The sequence below is a fragment of the Pseudomonas sp. PA-5-4B genome (assembly GCF_021606215.1).
GTDB lineage: Bacteria > Pseudomonadota > Gammaproteobacteria > Pseudomonadales > Pseudomonadaceae > Aquipseudomonas > Aquipseudomonas edaphica.
This window is the reverse complement of record NZ_WKDB01000010.1, coordinates 66,188-87,749: the sequence shown is the minus strand read 5'-3', so window position 1 is coordinate 87,749 and position 21,562 is coordinate 66,188. Positions and strand designations below refer to the sequence as shown.

Here is a 21,562-nt window from a genome sequence, read left to right as displayed (position 1 = left end):
TTCAGCCGATCACCAATCCACTGCATAACTCACGCTGAAGGTACGCCCTTCAGCGTTCGGGTACGGCGCACGGGCGTTGGCCTGGGCAAACATGTTCTGGTAATTGCGGTTACTGAGGTTGTAGATCGCGCCTTCCAGGCGACCGACTGGCAACCTGACCGAACCGAGCAGATCGACCAGCGTATAACCTTTGATATCGCGGCCGTTGTTGTCTTTGGCCGCGGCATCATAGTCGGCCAGTTGCATGCCTTGCAGGCGCAGGCTGTAGTCGCCACGGTCATAGCCGACAAAGGCGGTGGTCTTGGCAGGCGAGATACGTGTGGCGGGCAGGTCGATCCATTTGCCGTTTTGCTGGGTCTCGCCTTTGGCGTAGGCGTACGTGCCGCCTACCGACCATTGATCGGTGACGTTGTAGGTCAGGCTGGTTTCGATGCCGCGCACGCGCTCTTTCTGGTTGATCAGGCGCAACACACGGTCATTGGCATCATAGAACTGGGTGACGTCCGAAGTGTTCTCATACGCGGTGACGTTGGCCAGCCACTTGTCCCAGTTGCCACGCCAGCCCAGCTCGTAACTGTCGACCTTGAGGGCTTGGGCGTTCAGGTCCTGGATGTCGTACTTGCTGTTGACGTCACGCAGGAAGCGCTGGATATCCGGCAGGGAAAACCCCTGGCTGAAATTGACGAACACATCCTGGTTTTCATTCAGGTGGTACACCGCACCCAGGTTGTAGAGCGTGTCATCGTATTTGAGGGTGCCGCCCGGCAGTGTGGCGCGGTTGCCGGTCTGCACGATCTCGCCGTAGGCAATGCTGTCGGACACTTCGCTTTCGATCCACTCACGACGGATGCCGCCACGTAAGGTCCAGTCATCGATATCGTAGGACAGCTGGCCAAAAATGGCTTTGGTGGCGGTTGCGATGTCCGGGCCCATCTCAAAGGTGGTGCCGGTCTTGGTATAGCTCAGGCCGTTGACCCGGTATTGGTCGCCGCGTTGGCGCGAGGTTTCATGGTCATAGTCGGCGCCCCAGACCAGGTTACCGGTCGCCGAGCCGATGTCCGGCATTTGTGTATCAATCGCTGCCCGCACACCATAGACGTCTTGCACACTGTTGTTGTCGGACACCCCGGCACGGCCGCGAGACAGGTCGGGGAAGAACAGTGCGTCGGCACGCCGCCAATAACTTTCGACCTGCAAGCCCTGGCCGTAGAAGTCCTTGTCGGCGTAATTGAGGTTGACCGCCTGGTTGTGGGTGAAGGGTTGGTCATCCAGGTCCAGGCCTTTTACCGCGACGGCAGTGCTGGTGATGCGTGGGTTCTTGGTGTAGCGGGTGTCCTGTTCATCTTTATAGTCTTGCAGCGACAGGCTGATCTTCTTGTCGTCATCCAGCTCGTAGCCGAAGCGACCTTGCAGGTCGTAGGTGTCGGTGTCCATGTTGCTGCCCTGGGAAGTGTCCTGGGGAATGCGTTTGCCGTTACCGTCGAACTGGTCGTTGCGTTGCACCGTATTGCCCGACACGTACCAGTCCACCGGGCCTTTGCGGCCGGTGGCACTTTGGAAAGCTTCGTAGGAAAACCCCTTGTGGCTGAAATTGTTACCGGCGGTCATGCCGATCTTGCTGCTGAAGGCCAGGTCTTCGCCTTTGTTGCGCTTGGTAATGATGTTGATGATGCCGCCTGAGGCGCCGGCGCCGTAGACGCTGCTGGCGCCGGAAATCACTTCGATGCGCTCGATGCTTTCCGGTGCCACGCTGTTGAGCTGGCGGAAGTTGTCACGCGTGGCGTTCTGGGACACGCCATCAATCAGGATCAGCGTGTTGCGCCCGCGCAGCGTTTGGCCGAAGTTGCTCATGCCACCGCTGGAGGGTGCTATGCCCGGGACCAGTTGCCCGAGGATATCGGCAACCCGGCGTCCTGCTGCTGTCTGCTGGCGGATCTGTGCTTCGTCGATGACCTGCACCGAGCCTGGGATCGCGGCAATGCTGGTTTCACTGCGAGTGGCCGAAACGACCGTCGCCTGCAATTGCAGGTTGGTAGCCGCCGCTGGCGCGTCTTCAGGTTGATCGGCCCAGACAGGCGCGCTTATCGAACCGAGCAGGGGCAGCAGGACGGCCCATTGTGATTTGTTCATGATCTTGCCTTTGAGTTATTAGAAGTATTGACAGAAAAATCGGTAGTCTCAGGTGTTCGGGTGAACGAACGGATGGCGCGGATACCCAGGGCCGCCAAGGCATAGGTCAGTGCCACCAGCCAAAAGCTGTGCGCCAAGCCCACCATTGCCATGCCGACGCCACCCAACAGTGCACCGCACAACGCGCCACCTTTTGCGGCGCTATTGCCCAGGCCCAAGGCAAACCCCTGCTGGCTGGGTGCGACGGTATTGGCGATCAACGTGTAGGCGACCGGTAGCAGCGCGCCTTGCCACACGCCCCACAGCAGCCGGCTGGCGAGGAACCCCAGCCATTCGCCGGCCATCGCCGTGAAGGCCAGCGTCAAGGCGCAAAACCACGTGACCCATTCGATGATGCGTAATGTTTGCGCCGCGGGGTGTCGGTCAAACAGGCGGCCCCACAGCGGCGCGGACAGCGCGAGCGTCAGTGCGCTGGCGGCGTAGCTGGCGCCGATCAGCCAGGCAGGAGCGTGTAGAACATCGGCGACGTACAGGGCATAAAACGGTTGGGGCATCATCTTGGCGGCCTGGATCAGCACGATGATGGCGAGCATTGCGCCGAGCCAGCCTTTGGGCAGTGCCGTAGGCGTTGAGGCGCGTACCGGTCTTGAGCGCGGCGCATCGCTGGGTAGAAACAGGCTGATCAGCGCGCACAGCAGGCAGACCGCCGTGGCGCTGTAGCACAGCAACGCGAAACCGGAAATATCCATCAGCCAGCCACCCAGCACCGGCCCGGCCAGCGAGCCCACGGCGGTGGCCGATTGCAGCCGCGCCAGAATGTGCCCGCGCCCACCTTCGGCGCAGTACGCCAGCGCATAGGCTTGGGCCGCTGCAATAAAACCTGCCAGCGCGCCTTGCGCCACGCGGATGACCACCAGCAGCCACGGGTCGGTGGTGACAGCGGCCAGCGCCTGGCATACCGCCAGGGCCAGCAGCGCGCGAATGATCATCGGCTTGTGGCCGGTACGATCACCCAGGCGCCCCCACATTGGCGTGAGGATCATCGCCGCCATCATCGGCCCGGCATACACCAGCGACGACAGCAGGCCGGTGTACTGGGCGTTGGCAACGCCCAGCAGTTTCTGGATCTGCAACGGCCAGAAGGGGCCGCTCATCTCCATGGCGCCCATCGACACCAACTGAATCACCACCAACAGGCGCAATGCAGTGTTGTTAGCCGACATTGGCGGCAGTGCTCAGCGGGTTCGGCAGGCGTCCGACGATATCGGCGTGGCTTTCCATCAGGCGCATGCGCATAAACGACTTGGCTGGCCAGTCCTGCTCCAGCAGCGCGGCACGTTCGGTCTGCCAACGTTGGGGTTCGACCTGGCTGCGCAAATCATCGAAACACTCGCGGACCTGGGCTGACAGCTCGTCCCACAGCAGCCCCTCCGGAATATCGAAATGGCGCGCACTGAGCAATACCAGTTCGCCCAAGTGGCACATGAACACGGTGTGCAGCAACTTGTCGCGCACGAAGCCGGCATCGTCGTACAAGGTCATCTTCGGGTCGTGCAGTTCGATGTCGAGGCCATGGGCATGCAAGGTCTTGCGGTCGATGCGGATATCACCGAAATCACGCAGCAACAGGCGGTTTGCTTGCCCGTTTGTGCCCATGACCATAAAGGAGTTCTGCTGATGGGCCTCGAAGGCCACGCCATAACGCAAGTACATGCCCAGCAGTGCCGGCACTGCAATCGATGCATAGTCTTTAAAAAACGCCTGCATGGCCTGCGCGTCATCAGCGCCTTTGCTCAGGCGTACCCACTGCTTGAGCAAGGGGTGCCCATGCTGATCAATGGCAAACAGGCTGCCTACCGGAATGGCCATTTCGCCCGGTTCGAGCAGGCTCTGCGGGTTGTCACGGTACAGGACGGCCAGGTGCCGGGAGTGCTCGTCATTGGCAGGTTGTGGTTGGAAATGCACGCCGAGTCGTTCGGGCACGATGCTCAGGATTTTTTGAATGTGTGGCTCGCGTGCCAGGATGGTTTGCAGTAAATGGCTGATCCGTGGCCCCATGCGCGCGGAGCGTGGCGACACTGTGCGCTGCACACTGGTCAAGCGCAGCGACACGGGAAGTTTAACCATTGGCGCGTCGCACCGGCCTTCAGGCAACACGGTCCTGAATGACATGGTGGGGTGGGCGGTGAACGCGACGATGTCGGTCAGCACCAGCAGCCTGTCACCGATTTCATTGGCGAACAGTTGCGGCAGCTCTTGGCGAGCTTGCCAAGGGTGAGCGGGCATCGGCAGGTAGTCGCCAGCCTCAAGGCCTTGAGCGCTTAAGTGCGCTGTCAGTTGGCGGGCGGCCTGCGGGAAGTGGTTTTGCCACCACTGCCAGTAATCTGCAGTACCGGCCAGGCTTTCGACATGGGCGAACTGGCGGTGCAGCGCGCAGAGTAATACCGGAAAGCGCGCCTCGAACTCCGGCGAGAATTCAATCACCTGCTCTGTACCCAAGCCCAACTTCGTCTTGTAGTTGGGGTGCCATGGATGGCCCAAGGTGCCCCACTGCTCGAGTACTGATGTCGGGTTGGAAACGCTTGGGTTGTTCTTGAGGTAGCTGAGCAAATTGTTTTGATGCGCGGGGGCCATTGCGGCGTGCAGCTCGAGGGTCCACTGCTCGTGGAAGGCGAGGCACAGCGTATCGTTGATAAAGCTGTCGTCTATCTCCCGGTTGAGGCGGCTCAAGACGTCTGGGGCGGCAGATGATTCGAGGCTGCTGTTGAGTAATGTCAGCAACTGCGAGGGGAATCGGATTTTCTGTTCGGGCTGGCCAGCGCGCAGGACACTCACCGTGCCGCGCAAATCCCAGCTGGCCATGCGGCCTGGGCGCAGGTGATCAAAACATAGGCGGGTGTGGTCGGGTAGCTCCAGCCAGCAGCGATTGTGTTCGTCATAAGTGCGTGTGGTGGGGTTGAGCAGGCCTTCACGGAACAGGGCTTGGATCAGGCGCTGGAAGCTGCGTTCGGCGGCAGGTGCGAGGGTATCGATCAGGGCATCAAGCGTGACGTGCTTAGCCAGGAATTGGCGAGTGGAGAGTGCTTCACCCCAGCGTTCCAGCAGTAGTTTTTCCGGTGTGGCGACCTGTCCGTGCATCAAATCGAACTCCTTATCCGTAGGGCTGAGTGAAAAGCGAACGGATACTATCGAGAATCATTACCAAATGTCTATTTGTTGTTACGCTTTTTGCGGAAACGATTATTCAGGGGCGAAAGGAGGGCGGTTCGAAGCCGGAGAGAGCGACCATGCAGGTCTGGAATCAGGGTTGAAGGGGCTAAGTCAGGCTGGTTCAGTGTCTTTGAGGTGACTTGTAGTACGAAGCCTGGGGTTCTGTAGGGTGTATCTGCTTTCATGCGGTCGTGGCAGAACACAGGAAAACGGTGGCTGTTAGAAACGAAAAACCCCGCTCAAAGGCGGGGTTTTTGTGTGTAGGCACACCAGCTGCTGTGTGGGGCTGGGTGACTGGCAGATTTCAGAGTTTCAGGAACCTTCAGCCTGGCGTTTCATCTCAAGAGATTCGAGCTCGTTTTTATAATTGTGGGCTTCGTTCTCGTTGTGGAACATGCCGACCAGTTGGTCTTGTTGATGTACATCCCAGATGTGAATCCCATGGCCCAGTGCTTCGTGGGACATGTGTGCATCGTCGCGTTCAGTTACTTTTACAGTCATCTGCTTGCTCCAATCTCTGGTTGATCTGCGGCAAGTCGTCGCAGGTCTCTTTTATATGTTTTGTTAGCTTGCTAAGTAAACCGATTTTGCGCGCAACTATTTATTGCAGGAAATGCAACAGTGCTGCAGGCCACGCAAATCGCGACATTGCGTCGCAGGGTGCTGAGTTTTATGACAAAAGTTTCATGTTCGGATGGGCTTAAAGTCTTGTGGTGACCGTGTTGGCCCTATCGCAGGCAAGCCAGCTCCCACATTTGAAATGCATTCACCTGTGGGAGCTGGCTTGCCTGCGATAGCGGTAGTGGTTTCAACACAAAACCTCCAGGCGAAAAAAAGCCCCGCATTCAGCGAGGCTCTTTTTAATCACATCACGGTATCAGCTACCTTTGATAGCCTGGCCATCAACGGTACCGTCCTGCAGCATGATGTTGTATTCCTTGCCGTCGGTTTCCACCTGGCGCAAGGCTACCAAAATGCCGCCCAGGTCCTTGGCAAACCACATCTGGGTGATGCGCTTGCTTTGCGTCGGGTCACGTACACGTTCAACCTTGATCGCATCGATGGCGCCGACCTTGGTCTGGACTTTTTCCGGGCCGATCACGCGGAAGTCGTAGGTGTCGGTGTCGGTGCCTTCAACGACGATGTAGCTCATGCTCTTCTTGCCGGCCGCCACATCGCGTTGCAGTGCCAACTGGTAAGTCGACTTGTCGAGCATGCCGCTTTGCAGGGCGACGTTGACCGGGTCTTTGTTTTCAAAGCCGGTGACTTTCTTGGCCGTCTGGTCGAAGTCCAGGTTGATCTTCTTCGACTTACCCAGGCCGCCACGTTCGAAGCTGTAGCTCACGGGCTGCAGGGCATCTTTGTCGAGACGGATAACACTGGTCTCGGTGAGGCTGGCGATCATCATGGACGCCTTGAAATTCAAGGTCCACGAGCCATTGTCATTCTTGACCAGGCTGCGCTCGGCCGAGCCGCTCATGGGCAACTGCTTCCAGTCGGCGGTGTAGCTGGCGGAGAACGGGTGAAGGTCTGCTGCTTGCACAGCGGGCAAGGCGAACAGCGCAAAAGCGAAGAGCAGGGCGCGACGCATAAAATCTCCTAGGTTCGAATCAAGTGGCCGCTGGCCGCGAGTAACTGACCGTCCAATAATGCACCCTGTTCGCCGAGAATCAATCGTCCCTCGGCAAACCAGCGAACAGCCAGCGGGTAAATCCTGTGTTCCTGGGTGTGAACCCGTTGCGCAAGTGTCTGCGCCGAATCTGCAGACTCTACCGGAACCACTGCCTGTACGACCAGAGGCCCGCCATCGAGTTCCTCGGTGACAAAGTGCACGCTGCAGCCATGCTCCGTGTCGCCGGCCTCAAGGGCGCGTTGGTGTGTGTGTAACCCTTTGTATTTGGGCAGCAGGGACGGGTGAATATTGAGCAGGCGCCCTTGGTAGTGCCGCACGAAATCGGCGCTGAGGATGCGCATGAAGCCGGCAAGGACCACGAGTTTGGGGTTGAAGGCGTCGATCAGTTCGATCAAGGCACTGTCGAAGGCCTCGCGACCTTCGAAAGCCTTGTGATCCAGGGAGCGGGTGTCGATACCCGCGTCCCTGGCGCGTTGCAGGCCGTAGGCGTCGCTGCGGTTGGAGATCACCGCAGCGATGCGCACCGGGCTATCGCCGGTGCGCGTGCTGTCGATCAGGGCCTGCAAGTTACTGCCGGTGCCGGAGAGCAGCACCACGACATCACAGGTCTCAGGCATCAGTGAGCCTTGAGGTTCTTCAGTTCAACCTGGGCCGCGCCTTCTGGAGCGGTTGCGATCTGGCCGATAACCCAAGGCTGCTCGCCCGCTTCACGCAGTACGTTCAGCGCGGTTTCAACGTGCTCTTGAGCCACGCAGATAACCATGCCTACGCCGCAGTTCAGTACGCGGTGCATTTCGGTTTCGTTGACGTTGCCTTGCGCTTGCAGCCAGTCGAACACGGCAGGACGGGTCCAGCTTGCCACGTCGACAATCGCCTGTGCGCCTTTTGGCAGCACGCGCGGGATATTGTCCAGCAGGCCGCCACCGGTGATGTGGGCCATGGCTTTAACGGCGCCGGTGTCTTTGATCAGCTTGAGCAACGGCTTCACGTAGATACGGGTCGGGGCCATCAGCAGGTCGGTCAGCGGCTGGCCGTCGAGCTGGGTATTCTCGATGTCGGCGCCGGACACTTCGATGATCTTGCGGATCAGCGAGTAGCCGTTGGAGTGCGGGCCGGACGATGGCAGGGCGAGCAGGGCGTCACCGGCTGCGACTTTGGAACCGTCGATGATTTCAGCTTTTTCGACAACACCGACGCAGAAACCGGCCAGGTCGTAGTCTTCACCTTCGTACATGCCTGGCATTTCAGCGGTTTCGCCGCCGACCAGAGAGCAACCCGACAGCTCGCAGCCGGCGCCGATGCCGGTGACCACTTGAGCAGCGGTGTCCACGTTCAGCTTGCCGGTGGCGTAGTAGTCGAGGAAGAACAGCGGCTCTGCGCCACACACCACCAGGTCGTTGACGCACATGGCAACCAGGTCAATACCGATGGTGTCGTGCTTGTTCAAGTTCAGCGCCAGGCGCAGCTTGGTGCCCACGCCGTCGGTGCCGGACACCAGCACAGGCTGCTTGTAGCCGGCCGGGATTTCGCAGAGGGCGCCAAAACCGCCCAGGCCGCCCATGACTTCGGGGCGCGCAGTGCGCTTGGCGACGCTCTTGATGCGTTCGACCAATGCTTCACCGGCGTCGATGTCTACACCGGCGTCCTTGTAGCTCAGGGAGGGTTGCTTGCTCATGATCCAGGCCTTTAGGGGGGATTTCTGGGTAACGACCGAGCCGGCAGGCGCTTTTGGTAAAAGGCCCAGCCGCTGACGGTCTGCGAAGGCGCGCGATTTTATCAGGCTTGAGGGGCAGCGGCCATCCTCGGGCCGACGGGCAGGGCCATATAGGTTAAAAAAGCCGGTTAAAAAAATGCTAAACGTGCCGGTAATGGCGTGTATTAAGGTATAGCCTTTAACCCGCTATCGTTATGACAGTACAAAAACTGCCATGACCCTGTGAATGTTTTACCGGCTGCTGTGGTCACAGCCTTGCCAAGCCGAGTTCACGCGGTCTGTTCCAGCCGCTAAATTTGTCGTTCGGGAATCTTCCATGCGTCTGTGTAATTTCTTCTTTGTAGGCTGCTTGTCGTTGGTCAGCCTGGCGAGTCATGCCGAAACCCTCAATGGCCTTTATCAAGTACTTGAACCGGTTGCCAGCCAGTCGCCCCAAGAGCGTGACCAGGCCACCCAGCGCGCCGTGCAAACCCTGGTGATCCGCCTGACCGGCGATGCCAAGGCTGCCGACGGCCCAGGCCTGGCGGCGATTCGCAAAGACCCGCAGCAAATCATCAGCCAATACGGCTACGACGCCGGCCCGCCGGAAAGCCTGCAAGTAGACTTCGACCCTGTGAGCACTGATCGCGCATTGCGTGAGGCCGGCTTGTCGATCTGGGGCAGCAATCGGCCGTCGATCCTCGGCTGGTGGCTCAACGATTCCACTGACGGCAGCAGCCTGGTCGGTGATGGCCAGGCGATAGCCGGTGCACTGCGTCGTGCCGCGCAACACCGCGGCTTGCCGCTGCGTTTGCCCTTGGGTGACCTGGATGAGCAGGTCGTCGCCACTGCACCGAATCTGGAAAGTGCCGATGCCACGCCCTTGCGCGCCGCCTCCGAACGCTACGGCGCCGACGCGTTGCTGGCCGTGCACGCGCGCCAGGAAGGCAGCCAGTGGCAGGCCAAATGGCGCCTGTGGCTGGGCGACAAAAGCGAGCAGGGCACCGCCCAGGGCGCTGACACTGGCGCGGTGGCCGATGCCGTGATGTTGGCGGTCAGTCAAAAACTGGCACCGCGTTTTGCCGTCAAACCAGGTGTGAGCACCGAACAGCTGCTCGAAGTGCAGGGCATGAATCTGGAGCGCTATGCCGCCTTGGGCCATCTGCTTGAACCCTTTGGCGCTCAGCCACAGCGGGTGGATGGCAATCGCATTGTGTATCGGGTCAACGGCAGTGCCGATCAGTTGCGCACTCAGTTGAGCCTGGCCAAGTTGCAGGAAGTGCCTGCGGGCGAAGCGCCGGTTCAACCGCCGGTGGCCGATGGTACGCAGCCGCCGGCTGCCCCGGAGCCCCAGGCGCAGTTACGTTTTCGTTGGTAGGTGATCTTCCTTCTATATAGATAGAAGGAAACAAATGATAGATGGAGTGGTTTATGGCGGATACGCGTCGTTGGGTGTGGCTTGGTGGGGTTGTCCTGCTGTGCGTTTTTGTGTTCTTGCTGCATTCGATCCTGACGCCGTTCCTGGTGGCGTTGCTGCTCGCCTACCTGTTCGATCCCGTGGTGGATCGACTGGAGAAAATCGGCATGTCGCGCACCTGGGGTGTGGTGACGGTGTTTGCGCTGTTCACATTGATCATCACGGTGCTGGTGTTGGTGTTGGTGCCGATGCTGGCCAAGCAGCTGTTCCGTCTCTATGAGCTGGCGCCGCAAATGCTCGACTGGTTGCAGCACACGGCGATGCCGTGGGCTCAGGCCAAGCTGGGGCTGGCGGATGGCTTCTGGAAGTTCGACAAGGTCAAGGCCGCGATCAGTGAGCATATGGGCCAGACCACCGACATTGTCGGTGTGGTGCTCAGTCAGGCCACGGCCTCCAGCCTTGCATTGATCGGCTGGCTGACCAACCTGGTGCTGATCCCGGTGGTGGCGTTCTACCTGCTGCGTGACTGGGACATCATGATGGCCAAGATCCGCAGCCTGCTGCCACGCAATAACGAAGAGCGCATCGTTTCCCTGGCACAAGAGTGCCATGAGGTGCTCGGCGCGTTTGTACGCGGTCAGTTGCTGGTAATGCTGGCGCTGGGGATCATCTATGCCGCCGGCTTGATGGCGATTGGTTTGGAGCTGGGACTGTTGATCGGCTTGATCGCCGGCTTGGCCGCCATCGTGCCGTACATGGGCTTTGTGATTGGCATCGGCGCCGCGCTGGTGGCCGGGCTGTTCCAGTTTGGCGGCGACCTGTACCCGATGCTTGGGATCGTGGCGGTATTCATGGTCGGCCAGGCTTTGGAAGGCATGGTACTGACGCCGTTGCTGGTGGGTGACCGCATTGGCTTGCACCCGGTAGCGGTGATCTTTGCGATCCTGGCGGGTGGTGAGCTGTTTGGCTTTACTGGCATCTTGCTTGCGCTGCCGGTGGCGGCGGTGATCATGGTGTTGGTGCGTCACGTCCATGATCTATATAAGGATTCGGATGCGTATACCGGGGTTGAAGACCCGGACCTGTAACCGTTTCGCAACAAACCCGGCCTAAGCCGGGTTTGTTGTTTCTGGGGCGGGGTGTCAAACAAATTGCGCAAATCGCCCCAAGTTAACGCAAACCTTTGATTTTGCTTGTGGTCTGCTGCATTGTGCGCCCGGCTTCACGGGTATAAACTTTGCAAACTTTACACAGAGGCCACTAACGGTTCGTTTGGAGCCGTTCAGTCAGCATGAAACCGATTCAGCTGCCCTTGGGTGTGCGTCTGCGTGACGACGCCACCTTTATCAATTACTACCCAGGCGCCAATGCCGCTGCACTCGGCTATGTCGAGCGACTCTGCGAAGCCGACGCCGGGTGGACTGAAAGCCTGATCTATCTGTGGGGCAAACACGGCGTGGGGCGTACCCACCTGTTGCAGGCCGCGTGCCTGCGCTTCGAGCAGATGGGCGAGCCGGCGGTTTACTTGCCGCTGGCTGAGCTGATGGACCGTGGCATCGGCATCTTCGACCACCTTGAGCAATACGAACTGGTGTGTCTGGATGACCTGCAGGCCATCGCCGGCAAGGCAGATTGGGAAGAGGCGCTGTTTCACCTGTTCAACCGCCTGCGTGACAGCGGCCGGCGCTTGTTGATTGCTGCGTCCACCTCGCCGCGTGAGCTGCCGGTGAAACTGGCTGATCTCAAGTCACGCCTGACCCTGGCGCTCATCTTTCAAATGCGCCCACTCTCCGACGAAGACAAGCTGCGTGCCCTGCAATTGCGTGCATCGCGTCGTGGCCTGCACCTGACCGATGAGGTCGGGCACTTTATCCTTACCCGTGGCACCCGCAGCATGAGCGCGTTGTTCGATTTGCTCGAACAGCTCGATCAGGCCTCGCTGCAGGCCCAGCGCAAGCTGACCATTCCGTTTCTCAAGGAAACCCTCGGCTGGTAGCCAGCCCTTGTCCAGTGGGGTTTTCGGCAACTTCCAGGCGCCAGAAAACCTGCGTTTGGGCCGGTTTGGCCACGCAACAGGCATGAATAGGGTGTTAAGGGCTTAGATGTCATAGTCCAAACCAGAAGTCACATAGATCACGATTGAATTTGCAAATCGATGTGATAGAGGGCATAGTCTCGACTTCTTTACACATCAGCCACGGTCGTGCCCATGCTAAATCGCTTCGCACCCCTCGTGCCTCTCGCACTCGTTACCCTGTTGTTTGGTTGCGCCACCCACACTCAAAACGTGGCTGAGCAGCAAAAACCACAGGTTCAAAATCAGGCAAAGTTCGTTGCAGCGCAGTCTTCTACTGTCTATGAAGAAGCTCTTTATAAAGAAGAGCAGGCTACTGAGAAAGAACTGGCTGCCTTCGCCGGCAACAAGCCTTACCAGCTTCCCGTTCTGGCCGACAGCATCCTCGAACGCGGCATGTCCCTGATCGGTACCCGTTACCGTTTCGGCGGTACCTCTGAAGCCGGTTTCGACTGCAGCGGCTTTATCGGCTACCTGTTCCGTGAAGAAGCCGGCATGAATTTGCCACGCTCGACACGCGAAATGATCAACGTGGATGCACCGTTGGTCGCACGCAACAACCTCAAGCCCGGTGATCTGCTTTTCTTTAGTACGGCAGGCCGTGGTCGTGTAAGCCACGCCGGTATCTACTTGGGCGATAACCAGTTTATCCACTCCAGCAGCCGTCGCAGTGGCGGTGTTCGAGTCGACAACCTGGGTGACAGCTACTGGAGCAAAACCTTCATCGAAGCCAAGCGCGCCCTCGCCATGGCCCCGACTACGGTTACCGCTAGTAAGTAAAGTTAAAGTGATACTTGAAGTTTGACGCGTAAGCGCTAGAATCCCTGGACATTGTTGTAATCCGTTCGCGCGAGCTTTGCTTGCGCGTTCTGGTTTTCAGCGTTCGGCAGCGAAAGCCGCATCCAGATCAGGATTGTTCTGCCCATGTCGACCTCAGCCCGCCTCATTCTTCTTGTTTGCGCCGCGCTCCTCAGCGCCTGCGCAAGCCGTCCACCGCCGCCTGCGCCTGTCGCGGTCAAGCCCAGGCCGGTGTTCAACTATTCGACCCAAAATTTCTCGCCAGCTGCCGAAGACGTGCTCTTCCGTGCGCTGGGCCTGGTCGGCACGCCTTACCGTTGGGGCGGCAACACCCCGGACTCCGGGTTCGATTGCAGCGGCCTGATCGGCTTTGTGTACCGTGACGCCGCCGGCATCAGCCTGCCGCGCACCACCCGCGAACTGATCGTGATGCGCGCTCAGGATGTGAGCGAGAACAACCTGCAAACCGGCGACTTGATCTTCTTCGCCACCGGTGGCGGCTCGCGGGTAAGCCACGCAGGTATCTACGTGGGTGAGGGGCGATTCGTACATGCCCCGCAAACGGGCGGTACGGTGAAGTTGGACACCTTGTCCAAGGCCTATTGGCAGAATGCCTACCTGAGCGCCAAGCGCGTGTTGCCGGCAAGCCTGGCGCGTAATCCTTAAGCCACTCGGGCCCAAGTGTCTGAGCCGGCTTGTGTGGGAGCTGGCTTGCCTGCGATTCAGGCGGCTCGGTCTGTCAGTTAAACCGAGGCGATTCCATCGCAGGCAAGCCAGCTCCCACATGGGCCCCATACAAGGCAGTTACTTAACCGCCGACACCCGCCACACCTTATTCCCCACATCATCGGCCACCAGCAAATCCCCTTGCTGATCAATCACCACGCCCACCGGCCGGCCCATGGCTTTTTCGTCTTTATTGAGAAACCCGGTCAGCACGTCCACCGGCTGCCCCTTGGGTTGCCCACCCTCGAACGGCACGAAGATCACCTTGTAGCCACTGTGCGGTTTGCGGTTCCACGAACCATGCTGGCCAATAAAAGCGCCGTTGCTGAACTGTGCCGGGAGTTTACTGCCCTCGGCAAACGTCAACCCAAGGGACGCGGTATGCGGCCCCACGGCATAGTCCGGGGCGATGGCCTTGGCGACCAGGTCGGGGTTTTGCGGTGAGACCCGCACGTCCACATGTTGGCCGTAGTAACTGAAGGGCCAGCCATAAAACGCGCCATCCTTGACCGAGGTGATGTAGTCCGGCACCAGGTCGCTGCCGATTTCATCGCGCTCGTTGACCGCCGTCCACAGCTTGCCGCTCTGCGGTTCCCAGGCCATGCCATTGGGGTTGCGCAAACCGGAGGCAAAGATACGGTGCTGGCCCGTGGCGCGGTCGACCTCCCAGATCGCCGCTCGGCCTTCCTCCGCCGCCAGGCCGTTCTCACCGACATTGCTGTTGGAGCCGACACTCACATACAACTTGCTGCCGTCCTTGCTGGCCACCACATTTTTGGTCCAGTGGTGGTTGATACTGCCGCCCGGCAGGTCGACCACCTTGGTACCGGCCTCCTTGATCGCGGTTTCACCCGGCTGGTAAGGGAAGCGCAGCAGCTTGTCCGAATCGGCGACGTACAGGTCGTTACCCACCAGGGTCATGCCAAACGGTGAATTGAGGTTCTCCAGAAACACCGTGCGCGTCTCGGCCACGCCATCATGGTCGGCATCGCGCAGCAGTGTGATGCGGTTCGGGCTCGGCACGCCCGCGCCCGCGCGGCCCATGACCTTCTCCATCACCCAGCCACGAATGCCCGTGGCGTCATCCGGTTTGGGTGGCGAATTGGTTTCGGCTACCAGCACATCCCCGTTAGGCAAAACGTAGAGCCAGCGCGGGTGATCCAGGCCTTCGGCAAATGCCGCTACTTGAGTCCCGGCAGCGGCTGTCGGCTTGGCACCCTCCGGCCAGCCGATCGCCGGGGCGATGTTTACGGTGGGGATCAGGGTTTTGTTCGGCTCCGGCAGGTTGGGCGATGGCCCGGTGCCGTCCGAGACCTGCAGGGTAGAGCTTTCACCGCAGGCGGCGAGGGTGCCTGCCAGCATGATCAGTAAGGCGAGTCTGGTTTTGTACATGGTTTTCTCCTTAATACCTGTAAAGGTAGAGAAGCGCGGCAGTCGGATGGTTCAAGTGCAAGGCCAGCTTTAATTGACGCTCCACCCCCAACCCACTAACCTTCGCGGCTTGTTCCAGGTGCTCTGTGGCCCATGTGCCGACAGAGTGAAACAGGGAAGCCGGTGAGTGAGCGCGTTTGTACACAGCGCAGCCGCAATTCCGGCGCTGCCCCCGCAACGGTAAATGAGTCAAAACGGTGCCTTTTGCCACTGTATCCGCGTGATATGGGAAGGCGCGCCGTTGGCCTGCTCGCGCTATCAGCAGAGCGCCACTCATGAGCCCGGAGACCGGCCTGGATCATCCAACAGCATCACGGTGGGCGATGCTTGGCTGTCTGTTTTTCTTTTTCCTGCCCGCCGTTTTTGTCCAGCCCCAACGGAGAGCTGCCATGACTGATTCCCCCGACCGCGACGAACGCCACCTGGCGCGCATGCTGCGCAAAAAAGCCGTGATCGACGAGCGTATCGCCAATTCCCCAAACGAATGCGGCTTGCTGCTGGTGCTGACCGGTAACGGCAAAGGCAAAAGCAGCTCGGCATTCGGCATGCTCGCCCGCGCCATGGGCCACGGCATGCAGTGCGGCGTGGTGCAGTTCATCAAGGGGCGTAACAGCACCGGCGAAGAGTTGTTCTTCCGGCGTTTCCCCGAGCAAGTGCGTTTCCATGTAATGGGCGAAGGCTTCACCTGGGAAACCCAGGACCGCCAGCGCGACATCGCCGCCGCCGAAGCCGCCTGGGCAGTTTCCCGCGAATTGCTGCAAGACCCGTCCATCGGCCTGGTGGTGCTGGACGAGTTGAACATCGCCCTCAAGCACGGCTACCTCGATCTGGACCAGGTGCTCAGCGACCTGCAGGCCCGCCCACCCATGCAGCACGTTGTGGTGACTGGCCGTGGCGCCAAGCCTGAACTGATCGAAATGGGCGACACCGTCACCGAAATGGGCATGCTCAAGCACGCGTTCCAAGCCGGTATCAAGGCACAGAAGGGCGTCGAACTTTGAATCAGCCCCGTCATTGCCCAGCCGTATTGATCGCCGCACCGGCGTCCGGCCAGGGCAAAACCACCGTCACCGCCGCGCTCGCCCGCTTGCACCGCAACCTGGGGCGCAAGGTGCGCGTGTTCAAATGCGGGCCGGATTTTCTCGACCCGATGATCCACGAGCGCGCCAGCGGTGCGCCGGTGTATCAGTTGGACATGTGGATGGTGGGCGAGCAAGAAAGTCGCCGCTTGCTGTGGGAAGCAGCCGGCGAGGCTGACCTTATTCTCATCGAAGGCGTAATGGGGCTGTTTGACGGCACACCGTCGAGCGCCGACCTGGCGCGGCACTTTGGTGTGCCGGTGCTCGGGGTCATTGATGGCACCGCCATGGCCCAGACCTTTGGTGCCTTGGCCTTGGGCCTGGCGCGCTACCAGCCGGACTTGCCGTTCGCCGGTGTGCTGGCCAACCGTGTCGGCACCCTGCGTCATGCGCAGCTGCTCGAGGGCAGCCTCACCGAAGGCCTGCGCTGGTATGGCGCGCTGTCCCGTGAAACCGGGATTGAATTACCGAGTCGTCACCTGGGCCTGGTGCAAGCCAGTGAACTCAATGACCTCGATGCGCGCCTGGACGCCGCAGCCCAGGCGCTGGGCAGCAGCTGCGAAGTGGCGTTGCCGCCGCCGGTGACGTTCGCCGCGCCGCAACTGATTGAGGCTGAGCCGCTGTTGGCCGGTGTGCGTATTGCCGTAGCCCGTGATGAAGCCTTCGCTTTTACCTACGGCGCCAGCCTGGATCTGTTGCGGGCAATGGGCGCTGAGTTGAAGTTTTTCTCGCCGATCCATGATCACCAATTGCCCGACGCCGACAGCCTGTACTTGCCCGGCGGCTATCCCGAATTGCATCACCAGGCACTGTCTGAAAACACCCGGATGCTTGCGGCTATTCGCACCCATCATGCGGCTGGCAAACCACTGCTGGCTGAATGTGGCGGCATGCTCTACCTGCTGGATTCGCTCACCGATGTGGACGGCGCCCGTGCCGAACTGGTCGGCCTGCTGCAAGGCGATGCGGTGATGCAAAAGAAACTTGCCGCCCTGGCCCTGCAAAGTGTCGAGTTGCCCGAAGGCGTGCTGCGCGGCCATACCTATCACCATTCCCTGACCAGCACCGAATGGCAGCCGATTGCCCGCGGCCTGAGCCCCAATGGCGGGCGCGGGGCGGAGGCGGTGTATCGGCAGGGGCGGATGACGGCTTCATATGTGCACTTTTATTTTCCGTCTAACCCGACGGCGGTGGCCGCACTCTTTGCGCCGAGCATTGAGACCGCTATCGCAGCGATGCGGCGACCCGACAAGCCAGCTCCCACAGGGGAATGCATTGCAAATGTGGGAGCGGGCTTGCCCGCGATAGGGCCATGACGGACAACGCCTATCCCCAAGCCGACCGCCAAGCCGTCTACCGCGCCATCGCCGAACGCCGCGACATGCGCCACTTCACCGGCGGCACGGTCGCGCCCGAATTGCTGCACCGCCTGCTCCAGGCCGCACACCAGGCGCCCAGCGTGGGCTTGATGCAACCCTGGCGGTTTATCCGCATCAGCGACCGTCAACTGCGTGGGAATATTCAGCAATTGGTGGAGGAAGAACGCGTGCGCACCGCCGAAGCCCTGGGCGAGCGCTCCGACGAATTCATGAAGCTCAAGGTCGAAGGCATCCACGACTGCGCCGAAGTATTGGTGGCCGCGTTGATGGACGACCGCGAGCGCCATATTTTTGGCCGGCGCACCTTGCCGGAGATGGACATGGCGTCGCTGTCTTGCGCGATCCAGAATCTCTGGCTGGCCGCCCGTGTCGAGGGCATTGGTATGGGCTGGGTCTCGCTGTTCGAGCCACAAGCCCTGGCCGACCTGCTGGGTCTGCCGCCCGGCGCCAAACCCCTGGCCGTGTTGTGCCTGGGCCCGGTGGCCGAGTTCTACCCGGCACCGATGTTGCAACTCGAAGGCTGGACCGAACCACGGCCGCTGAGTGACATGTTGTATGAGAATGTGTGGGGAGTGAGTCAATGAGTGTGGCCTTGCTGTGTGTCGCTGCGGTGGCGCTGGATGCGCTGCTGGGTGAACCCAGGCGCTGGCATCCGCTGGTGGCGTTCGGCAATTTCGCCGGGCGCATCGAGCAACGTTTCAACACCGGTGGCCGTGGCTGGCGCAGCCACGGCGTGACCGCATGGTTTATCGCCGTGGTGCCGCTGACACTGCTGGCGACCGCGTTATCGTGGGCGCCCTATATCGGCTGGGTCCTGGAAATCCTGGCGCTGTACCTGGCGCTCGGCATGCGCAGCCTGGGTGAACATGTGATCCCGGTTGCGCAGGCGTTGCGCAGCGGTGACCTGGATGAAGCGCGCAAACGTGTGAGTTATCTGGTCAGTCGCCAGACCAGCGAGCTGGACAGCACCGAAGTCGCCCGCGCCGCCACCGAGTCAGTGCTGGAGAACGGCAGCGACGCGGTATTCGCCGCGTTGTTCTGGTTTGTGGTCGCCGGTGTGCCGGGCGTGGTGCTGTACCGCCTGAGCAACACCCTCGACGCCATGTGGGGCTATCGCAACGAACGCTTCGAGCGCTTCGGCTGGGCAGCGGCCAAGATCGACGATGTGCTCAACTATATTCCTGCACGGCTGGTGGCGCTGACCTACGCCGTTTTAGGCAAAACTCGCTTGGCGCTCAAATGCTGGCGCACCCAAGGCCCCACCTGGGACAGTCCCAACGCGGGTCCGGTGATGGCGGCCGGGGCGGGCGCCCTGGGCGTCGAGCTGGGTGGCGCGGCGATCTATCACGGCGAGCTGCATCAGCGTCCGCAGTTGGGCGAAGGCCCGGCCGCCGATGCCGACGCCATCGACCGTGGCTGGCAACTGGTGCAGCGTGGCGTTTGGTTATGGCTGTTGATCCTCTGCGCGGGGGCGCAATTGTATGCTTGAGCACGGTGGGCGCCTGCGTAAGGCGGTGATTGAATACGGGATTGCCGAGGCCGATTGGCTTGACCTGTCCAGCGGCCTCGCGCCCTGGCCCTGGTCGATCCCGGACATCCCGCTGCGCGCCTGGGCGCGTTTGCCGGAAGCCGACGACGGCCTGGAAAAGGCCGCCTGCGACTATTACGGTGCCGCCCACCTGCTGCCGGTGCCGGGCTCCCAGGCCGCGATCCAGCTGCTGCCGCGCCTGCGCCGCTCCGGCAAGGTTGGCGTGTTGTCGCCCTGTTACGCCGAGCACGCCGAAGCCTGGCGCCGCGCCGGGTATGTAGTGCGCGAAGTGCAGGAGCAGGAAGTCGACTTCTTTCTCGACAGCCTTGACGTGCTGGTGGTGGTTAACCCCAACAACCCCACCGGCCTTAGCCTGAGCCCGCAACGCCTGCTGGACTGGCACGCGCGGCTGGCCCAACGCGGCGGTTGGCTGGTGGTGGACGAGGCATTCATGGACGTCACACCAGAGCTCAGCCTGGCCAGCCACACCCATCATGTCGGCCTGATTGTATTGCGCTCGTTCGGCAAATTTTTCGGCCTGGCCGGTGTGCGCCTGGGCTTCGTGCTGGCTGAGCGCCGGTTGCTGCGGCTGTTGGCCGAGCAGGTTGGGCCGTGGGCCGTCAGCGGGCCGACCCGCGTGCTCGGGCAAGTGTGCCTGCGTGATACCGCCGGGCAGGTTCGTCAGCGTGAGCGCTGTGTCGAAGCGGGCCGGCGCTTGTTTGACCTGCTCGAACGCCACGGCTTTCAACCCCACGGTGGCTGCGCCCTGTTCCAGTGGCTGATCACCCCGCACGCCGAACGCATGCATGAATTCATGGCCCAGCGCGGCATTCTGCTGCGCCTGTTTGTCCACGACAGCAGCCTGCGCTTTGGCTTGCCCGATACCGAGGCAGATTGGCTGCGACTCGACGAAGCCCTGGCTGTCTACAAGGAAGCACCATGAGTACGCTGATGGTGCAAGGCACCACCTCCGACGCGGGCAAAAGTACCCTGGTGACCGCGCTGTGTCGCTGGCTGGTGCGCCAAGGCATCGCGGTGGCGCCGTTCAAGCCGCAGAACATGGCGCTCAACAGTGCCGTGACCGCTGAAGGTGGCGAGATCGGCCGCGCCCAGGCGGTGCAAGCCCAGGCCGCCAACCTGGCGCCACACACTGACATGAACCCGGTGCTGCTCAAACCCAACAGCGACACCGGCTCCCAAGTCATCATCCATGGCCGCGCCGTGACCAGCATGAACGCCGTGGCCTATCACGACTATAAAGCCATCGCGATGCAGGCGGTGCTAGCCTCTCACACACGCCTGAGCGCGGCTTACCCGGTGGTGATGGTGGAAGGCGCGGGGTCGCCCGCCGAGATCAATCTGCGCGCCAATGACATTGCCAATATGGGTTTTGCCGAGGCTGTGGATTGCCCGGTGCTACTGATTGCCGACATCAATCGCGGCGGCGTGTTCGCCCATCTGGTCGGCACTCTGGAATTGCTTTCGCCAACCGAACAGGCGCGGGTCAAGGGCTTCATTATCAACCGTTTTCGCGGCGACATCGCCTTGCTGCAGCCTGGCCTCGACTGGTTGGAAGCGCGCACCGGCAAGCCAGTGGTGGGCGTACTGCCCTACGTGATGGACCTGCACCTGGAAGCCGAAGACGGCATCGACCAGCGCCAGATCGACAAGGCCGCCCAAGTGCTCAAGGTGGTGGTGCCGGTATTGCCGCGCATCAGCAACCACACCGATTTCGACCCGCTGCGCCTGCACCCGCAGGTGGATTTGCAGTTTGTCGGGCCGGGCCAGCCGATTCCGCCTGCCGACCTGATTATCCTGCCGGGCTCCAAAAGCGTGCGCAGTGACTTGGCCTATTTGCGCGCCAACGGCTGGGACACTGCCGTGGTGCGGCACTTGCGTTATGGCGGCAAGGTGCTGGGGATTTGCGGCGGCTTGCAGATGCTCGGCGAGCAGCTGCATGACCCGCTCGGGCTGGAAGGGCCGGCTGGCTCCAGTGAAGGCTTGGGGCTGTTGGCGTTCAGTACGACGCTGGAGGAAGAGAAGCAGCTGCGCAATGTGCGTGGGCGCTTGTTGCTGGAAGATGCCGAGGTCAGTGGTTATGAGATTCACGCCGGCGTGACTTGCGGTGAAGCGCTGGCGAACGCCGCCGTGCGGTTGGATGACGGCCGCAGTGACGGCGCCCAGAGTGCCGACGGGCAGATTCTCGGCACCTACCTGCATGGCCTGTTCGAAAGCCCCGCGGCGTGCAGCGCCTTGTTGCGCTGGGCTGGGTTGCAGGACGTGCAGGAGGTGGATTACCACGCCTTGCGCGAGCGCGATATCGAGCGTTTGGCGGACCTGGTGGAAAATCATCTGGATACCGCGTTGTTGCGCAAGCTATGCGGGCTCTGACGGTGTACACCCAGTCCAAATGTGGGAGCTGGCTTGCCTGCGATGGCCATGGCTCAGCCACTGCATGCCTATC

Annotated in this window: 19 protein-coding genes and 1 riboswitch; of the genes, 11 read left to right on the top strand and 8 right to left on the bottom strand. The window is 60.9% G+C overall.

Annotated features, from left to right (window positions below):
* Window positions 1–9: 9 nt before the first annotated feature.
* The 7 genes from GIW28_RS07515 to purM form a co-directional block, all read right to left on the bottom strand.
* Entirely contained in the window at window positions 10–2,130 is a 2,121-nt protein-coding gene (locus tag GIW28_RS07515; protein WP_138448996.1) for a TonB-dependent receptor, read from the bottom strand.
* The gene (locus GIW28_RS07510) at window positions 2,127–3,353 is read right to left on the bottom strand and encodes an MFS transporter (RefSeq protein WP_099548855.1); all 1,227 of its coding nucleotides are present in this window, start codon (window positions 3,351–3,353) and stop codon (window positions 2,127–2,129) included. Before GIW28_RS07510 ends, GIW28_RS07515 begins: the two co-directional genes overlap by 4 nt.
* Window positions 3,343–5,268, bottom strand: a complete 1,926-nt coding sequence (locus GIW28_RS07505; protein ID WP_186617156.1) for an IucA/IucC family protein — start codon at window positions 5,266–5,268, stop codon at window positions 3,343–3,345. Before GIW28_RS07505 ends, GIW28_RS07510 begins: the two co-directional genes overlap by 11 nt.
* A gap of 384 nt (window positions 5,269–5,652) precedes the next feature.
* Window positions 5,653–5,841 (bottom strand): hypothetical protein, encoded by a 189-nt coding sequence (locus GIW28_RS07500; protein WP_017134878.1) that lies wholly within the window; start codon window positions 5,839–5,841, stop codon window positions 5,653–5,655.
* A gap of 376 nt (window positions 5,842–6,217) precedes the next feature.
* On the bottom strand, window positions 6,218–6,931 hold the full coding sequence (locus tag GIW28_RS07495; RefSeq protein WP_017134879.1) for a DUF3108 domain-containing protein: 714 nt from the start codon (window positions 6,929–6,931) through the stop codon (window positions 6,218–6,220).
* An 8-nt stretch (window positions 6,932–6,939) separates the two neighbouring features.
* Entirely contained in the window at window positions 6,940–7,590 is a 651-nt protein-coding gene (purN, locus tag GIW28_RS07490) for a phosphoribosylglycinamide formyltransferase (protein WP_017134880.1), read from the bottom strand.
* Window positions 7,590–8,648, bottom strand: coding sequence for a phosphoribosylformylglycinamidine cyclo-ligase (purM, locus tag GIW28_RS07485; RefSeq protein ID WP_017134881.1), 1,059 nt, complete (start codon window positions 8,646–8,648; stop codon window positions 7,590–7,592). The genes purN and purM overlap by 1 nt, the downstream gene beginning before the upstream one ends.
* 355 nt (window positions 8,649–9,003) lie before the next feature.
* On the opposite strand from purM, the gene GIW28_RS07480 reads away from it, so the two are divergent.
* From GIW28_RS07480 to GIW28_RS07460, 5 genes are all read left to right on the top strand, one after another.
* On the top strand, window positions 9,004–10,044 hold the full coding sequence (locus GIW28_RS07480; RefSeq protein WP_017134882.1) for a DUF2066 domain-containing protein: 1,041 nt from the start codon (window positions 9,004–9,006) through the stop codon (window positions 10,042–10,044).
* 53 nt (window positions 10,045–10,097) lie between these two features.
* The gene (locus GIW28_RS07475) at window positions 10,098–11,171 is read left to right on the top strand and encodes an AI-2E family transporter (protein WP_026013513.1); all 1,074 of its coding nucleotides are present in this window, start codon (window positions 10,098–10,100) and stop codon (window positions 11,169–11,171) included.
* A 203-nt stretch (window positions 11,172–11,374) separates the two neighbouring features.
* Window positions 11,375–12,079 (top strand): DnaA regulatory inactivator Hda, encoded by a 705-nt coding sequence (gene hda / locus GIW28_RS07470; RefSeq protein ID WP_017134884.1) that lies wholly within the window; start codon window positions 11,375–11,377, stop codon window positions 12,077–12,079.
* Between the two features lie 213 nt (window positions 12,080–12,292).
* The gene (locus GIW28_RS07465; protein WP_017134885.1) at window positions 12,293–12,937 is read left to right on the top strand and encodes a C40 family peptidase; all 645 of its coding nucleotides are present in this window, start codon (window positions 12,293–12,295) and stop codon (window positions 12,935–12,937) included.
* A gap of 144 nt (window positions 12,938–13,081) precedes the next feature.
* The gene (locus GIW28_RS07460; RefSeq protein WP_017134887.1) at window positions 13,082–13,621 is read left to right on the top strand and encodes a C40 family peptidase; all 540 of its coding nucleotides are present in this window, start codon (window positions 13,082–13,084) and stop codon (window positions 13,619–13,621) included.
* Between the two features lie 138 nt (window positions 13,622–13,759).
* Here the strand turns inward: GIW28_RS07460 and GIW28_RS07455 are convergent, their stop codons facing one another.
* On the bottom strand, window positions 13,760–15,073 hold the full coding sequence (locus tag GIW28_RS07455) for a PQQ-dependent sugar dehydrogenase (protein ID WP_186617155.1): 1,314 nt from the start codon (window positions 15,071–15,073) through the stop codon (window positions 13,760–13,762).
* Window positions 15,074–15,172: 99 nt separating this feature from the next.
* A riboswitch (cobalamin riboswitch) is annotated at window positions 15,173–15,423 on the top strand.
* Window positions 15,424–15,501: 78 nt separating this feature from the next.
* Here GIW28_RS07455 and cobO point away from each other — a divergent pair.
* From cobO to GIW28_RS07425, 6 genes are read left to right on the top strand one after another with little or no spacing between them, the layout of a single operon-like run.
* Entirely contained in the window at window positions 15,502–16,113 is a 612-nt protein-coding gene (cobO, locus tag GIW28_RS07450) for a cob(I)yrinic acid a,c-diamide adenosyltransferase (protein ID WP_010208674.1), read from the top strand.
* A complete protein-coding gene (locus GIW28_RS07445) occupies window positions 16,110–17,507 on the top strand; it encodes a cobyrinate a,c-diamide synthase (protein WP_099548859.1) in 1,398 nt (465 codons plus the stop codon). Before cobO ends, GIW28_RS07445 begins: the two co-directional genes overlap by 4 nt.
* Window positions 17,504–18,154 (top strand): 5,6-dimethylbenzimidazole synthase, encoded by a 651-nt coding sequence (bluB, locus tag GIW28_RS07440; protein WP_236447265.1) that lies wholly within the window; start codon window positions 17,504–17,506, stop codon window positions 18,152–18,154. The genes GIW28_RS07445 and bluB overlap by 4 nt, the downstream gene beginning before the upstream one ends.
* Window positions 18,151–19,059 carry an adenosylcobinamide-phosphate synthase CbiB gene (gene cbiB / locus GIW28_RS07435; protein ID WP_236447266.1) on the top strand — a complete coding sequence of 303 codons (909 nt, stop codon included), beginning with the start codon at window positions 18,151–18,153 and terminating at the stop codon, window positions 19,057–19,059. The genes bluB and cbiB overlap by 4 nt, the downstream gene beginning before the upstream one ends.
* On the top strand, window positions 19,052–20,041 hold the full coding sequence (cobD, locus tag GIW28_RS07430; RefSeq protein ID WP_017134892.1) for a threonine-phosphate decarboxylase CobD: 990 nt from the start codon (window positions 19,052–19,054) through the stop codon (window positions 20,039–20,041). The genes cbiB and cobD overlap by 8 nt, the downstream gene beginning before the upstream one ends.
* Window positions 20,038–21,489 carry a cobyric acid synthase gene (locus tag GIW28_RS07425; protein WP_017134893.1) on the top strand — a complete coding sequence of 484 codons (1,452 nt, stop codon included), beginning with the start codon at window positions 20,038–20,040 and terminating at the stop codon, window positions 21,487–21,489. The genes cobD and GIW28_RS07425 overlap by 4 nt, the downstream gene beginning before the upstream one ends.
* Window positions 21,490–21,562 lie beyond the last annotated feature (73 nt).

What these genes read in the sequence shown, in the direction of transcription:
- GIW28_RS07515 (WP_138448996.1), bottom strand. Translation starts at nt 2,130, where the DNA reads ATGAACAAATCACAATGGGCCGTCCTGCTGCCCCTGCTCGGTTCGATA.
- GIW28_RS07510 (WP_099548855.1), bottom strand. Translation starts at nt 3,353, where the DNA reads ATGTCGGCTAACAACACTGCATTGCGCCTGTTGGTGGTGATTCAGTTG.
- GIW28_RS07505 (WP_186617156.1), bottom strand. Translation starts at nt 5,268, where the DNA reads ATGCACGGACAGGTCGCCACACCGGAAAAACTACTGCTGGAACGCTGG.
- GIW28_RS07500 (WP_017134878.1), bottom strand. Translation starts at nt 5,841, where the DNA reads ATGACTGTAAAAGTAACTGAACGCGACGATGCACACATGTCCCACGAA.
- GIW28_RS07495 (WP_017134879.1), bottom strand. Translation starts at nt 6,931, where the DNA reads ATGCGTCGCGCCCTGCTCTTCGCTTTTGCGCTGTTCGCCTTGCCCGCT.
- purN (WP_017134880.1), bottom strand. Translation starts at nt 7,590, where the DNA reads ATGCCTGAGACCTGTGATGTCGTGGTGCTGCTCTCCGGCACCGGCAGT.
- purM (WP_017134881.1), bottom strand. Translation starts at nt 8,648, where the DNA reads ATGAGCAAGCAACCCTCCCTGAGCTACAAGGACGCCGGTGTAGACATC.
- GIW28_RS07480 (WP_017134882.1), top strand. Translation starts at nt 9,004, where the DNA reads ATGCGTCTGTGTAATTTCTTCTTTGTAGGCTGCTTGTCGTTGGTCAGC.
- GIW28_RS07475 (WP_026013513.1), top strand. Translation starts at nt 10,098, where the DNA reads ATGGCGGATACGCGTCGTTGGGTGTGGCTTGGTGGGGTTGTCCTGCTG.
- hda (WP_017134884.1), top strand. Translation starts at nt 11,375, where the DNA reads ATGAAACCGATTCAGCTGCCCTTGGGTGTGCGTCTGCGTGACGACGCC.
- GIW28_RS07465 (WP_017134885.1), top strand. Translation starts at nt 12,293, where the DNA reads ATGCTAAATCGCTTCGCACCCCTCGTGCCTCTCGCACTCGTTACCCTG.
- GIW28_RS07460 (WP_017134887.1), top strand. Translation starts at nt 13,082, where the DNA reads ATGTCGACCTCAGCCCGCCTCATTCTTCTTGTTTGCGCCGCGCTCCTC.
- GIW28_RS07455 (WP_186617155.1), bottom strand. Translation starts at nt 15,073, where the DNA reads ATGTACAAAACCAGACTCGCCTTACTGATCATGCTGGCAGGCACCCTC.
- cobO (WP_010208674.1), top strand. Translation starts at nt 15,502, where the DNA reads ATGACTGATTCCCCCGACCGCGACGAACGCCACCTGGCGCGCATGCTG.
- bluB (WP_236447265.1), top strand. Translation starts at nt 17,504, where the DNA reads ATGACGGACAACGCCTATCCCCAAGCCGACCGCCAAGCCGTCTACCGC.
- cbiB (WP_236447266.1), top strand. Translation starts at nt 18,151, where the DNA reads ATGAGTGTGGCCTTGCTGTGTGTCGCTGCGGTGGCGCTGGATGCGCTG.
- cobD (WP_017134892.1), top strand. Translation starts at nt 19,052, where the DNA reads ATGCTTGAGCACGGTGGGCGCCTGCGTAAGGCGGTGATTGAATACGGG.
- GIW28_RS07425 (WP_017134893.1), top strand. Translation starts at nt 20,038, where the DNA reads ATGAGTACGCTGATGGTGCAAGGCACCACCTCCGACGCGGGCAAAAGT.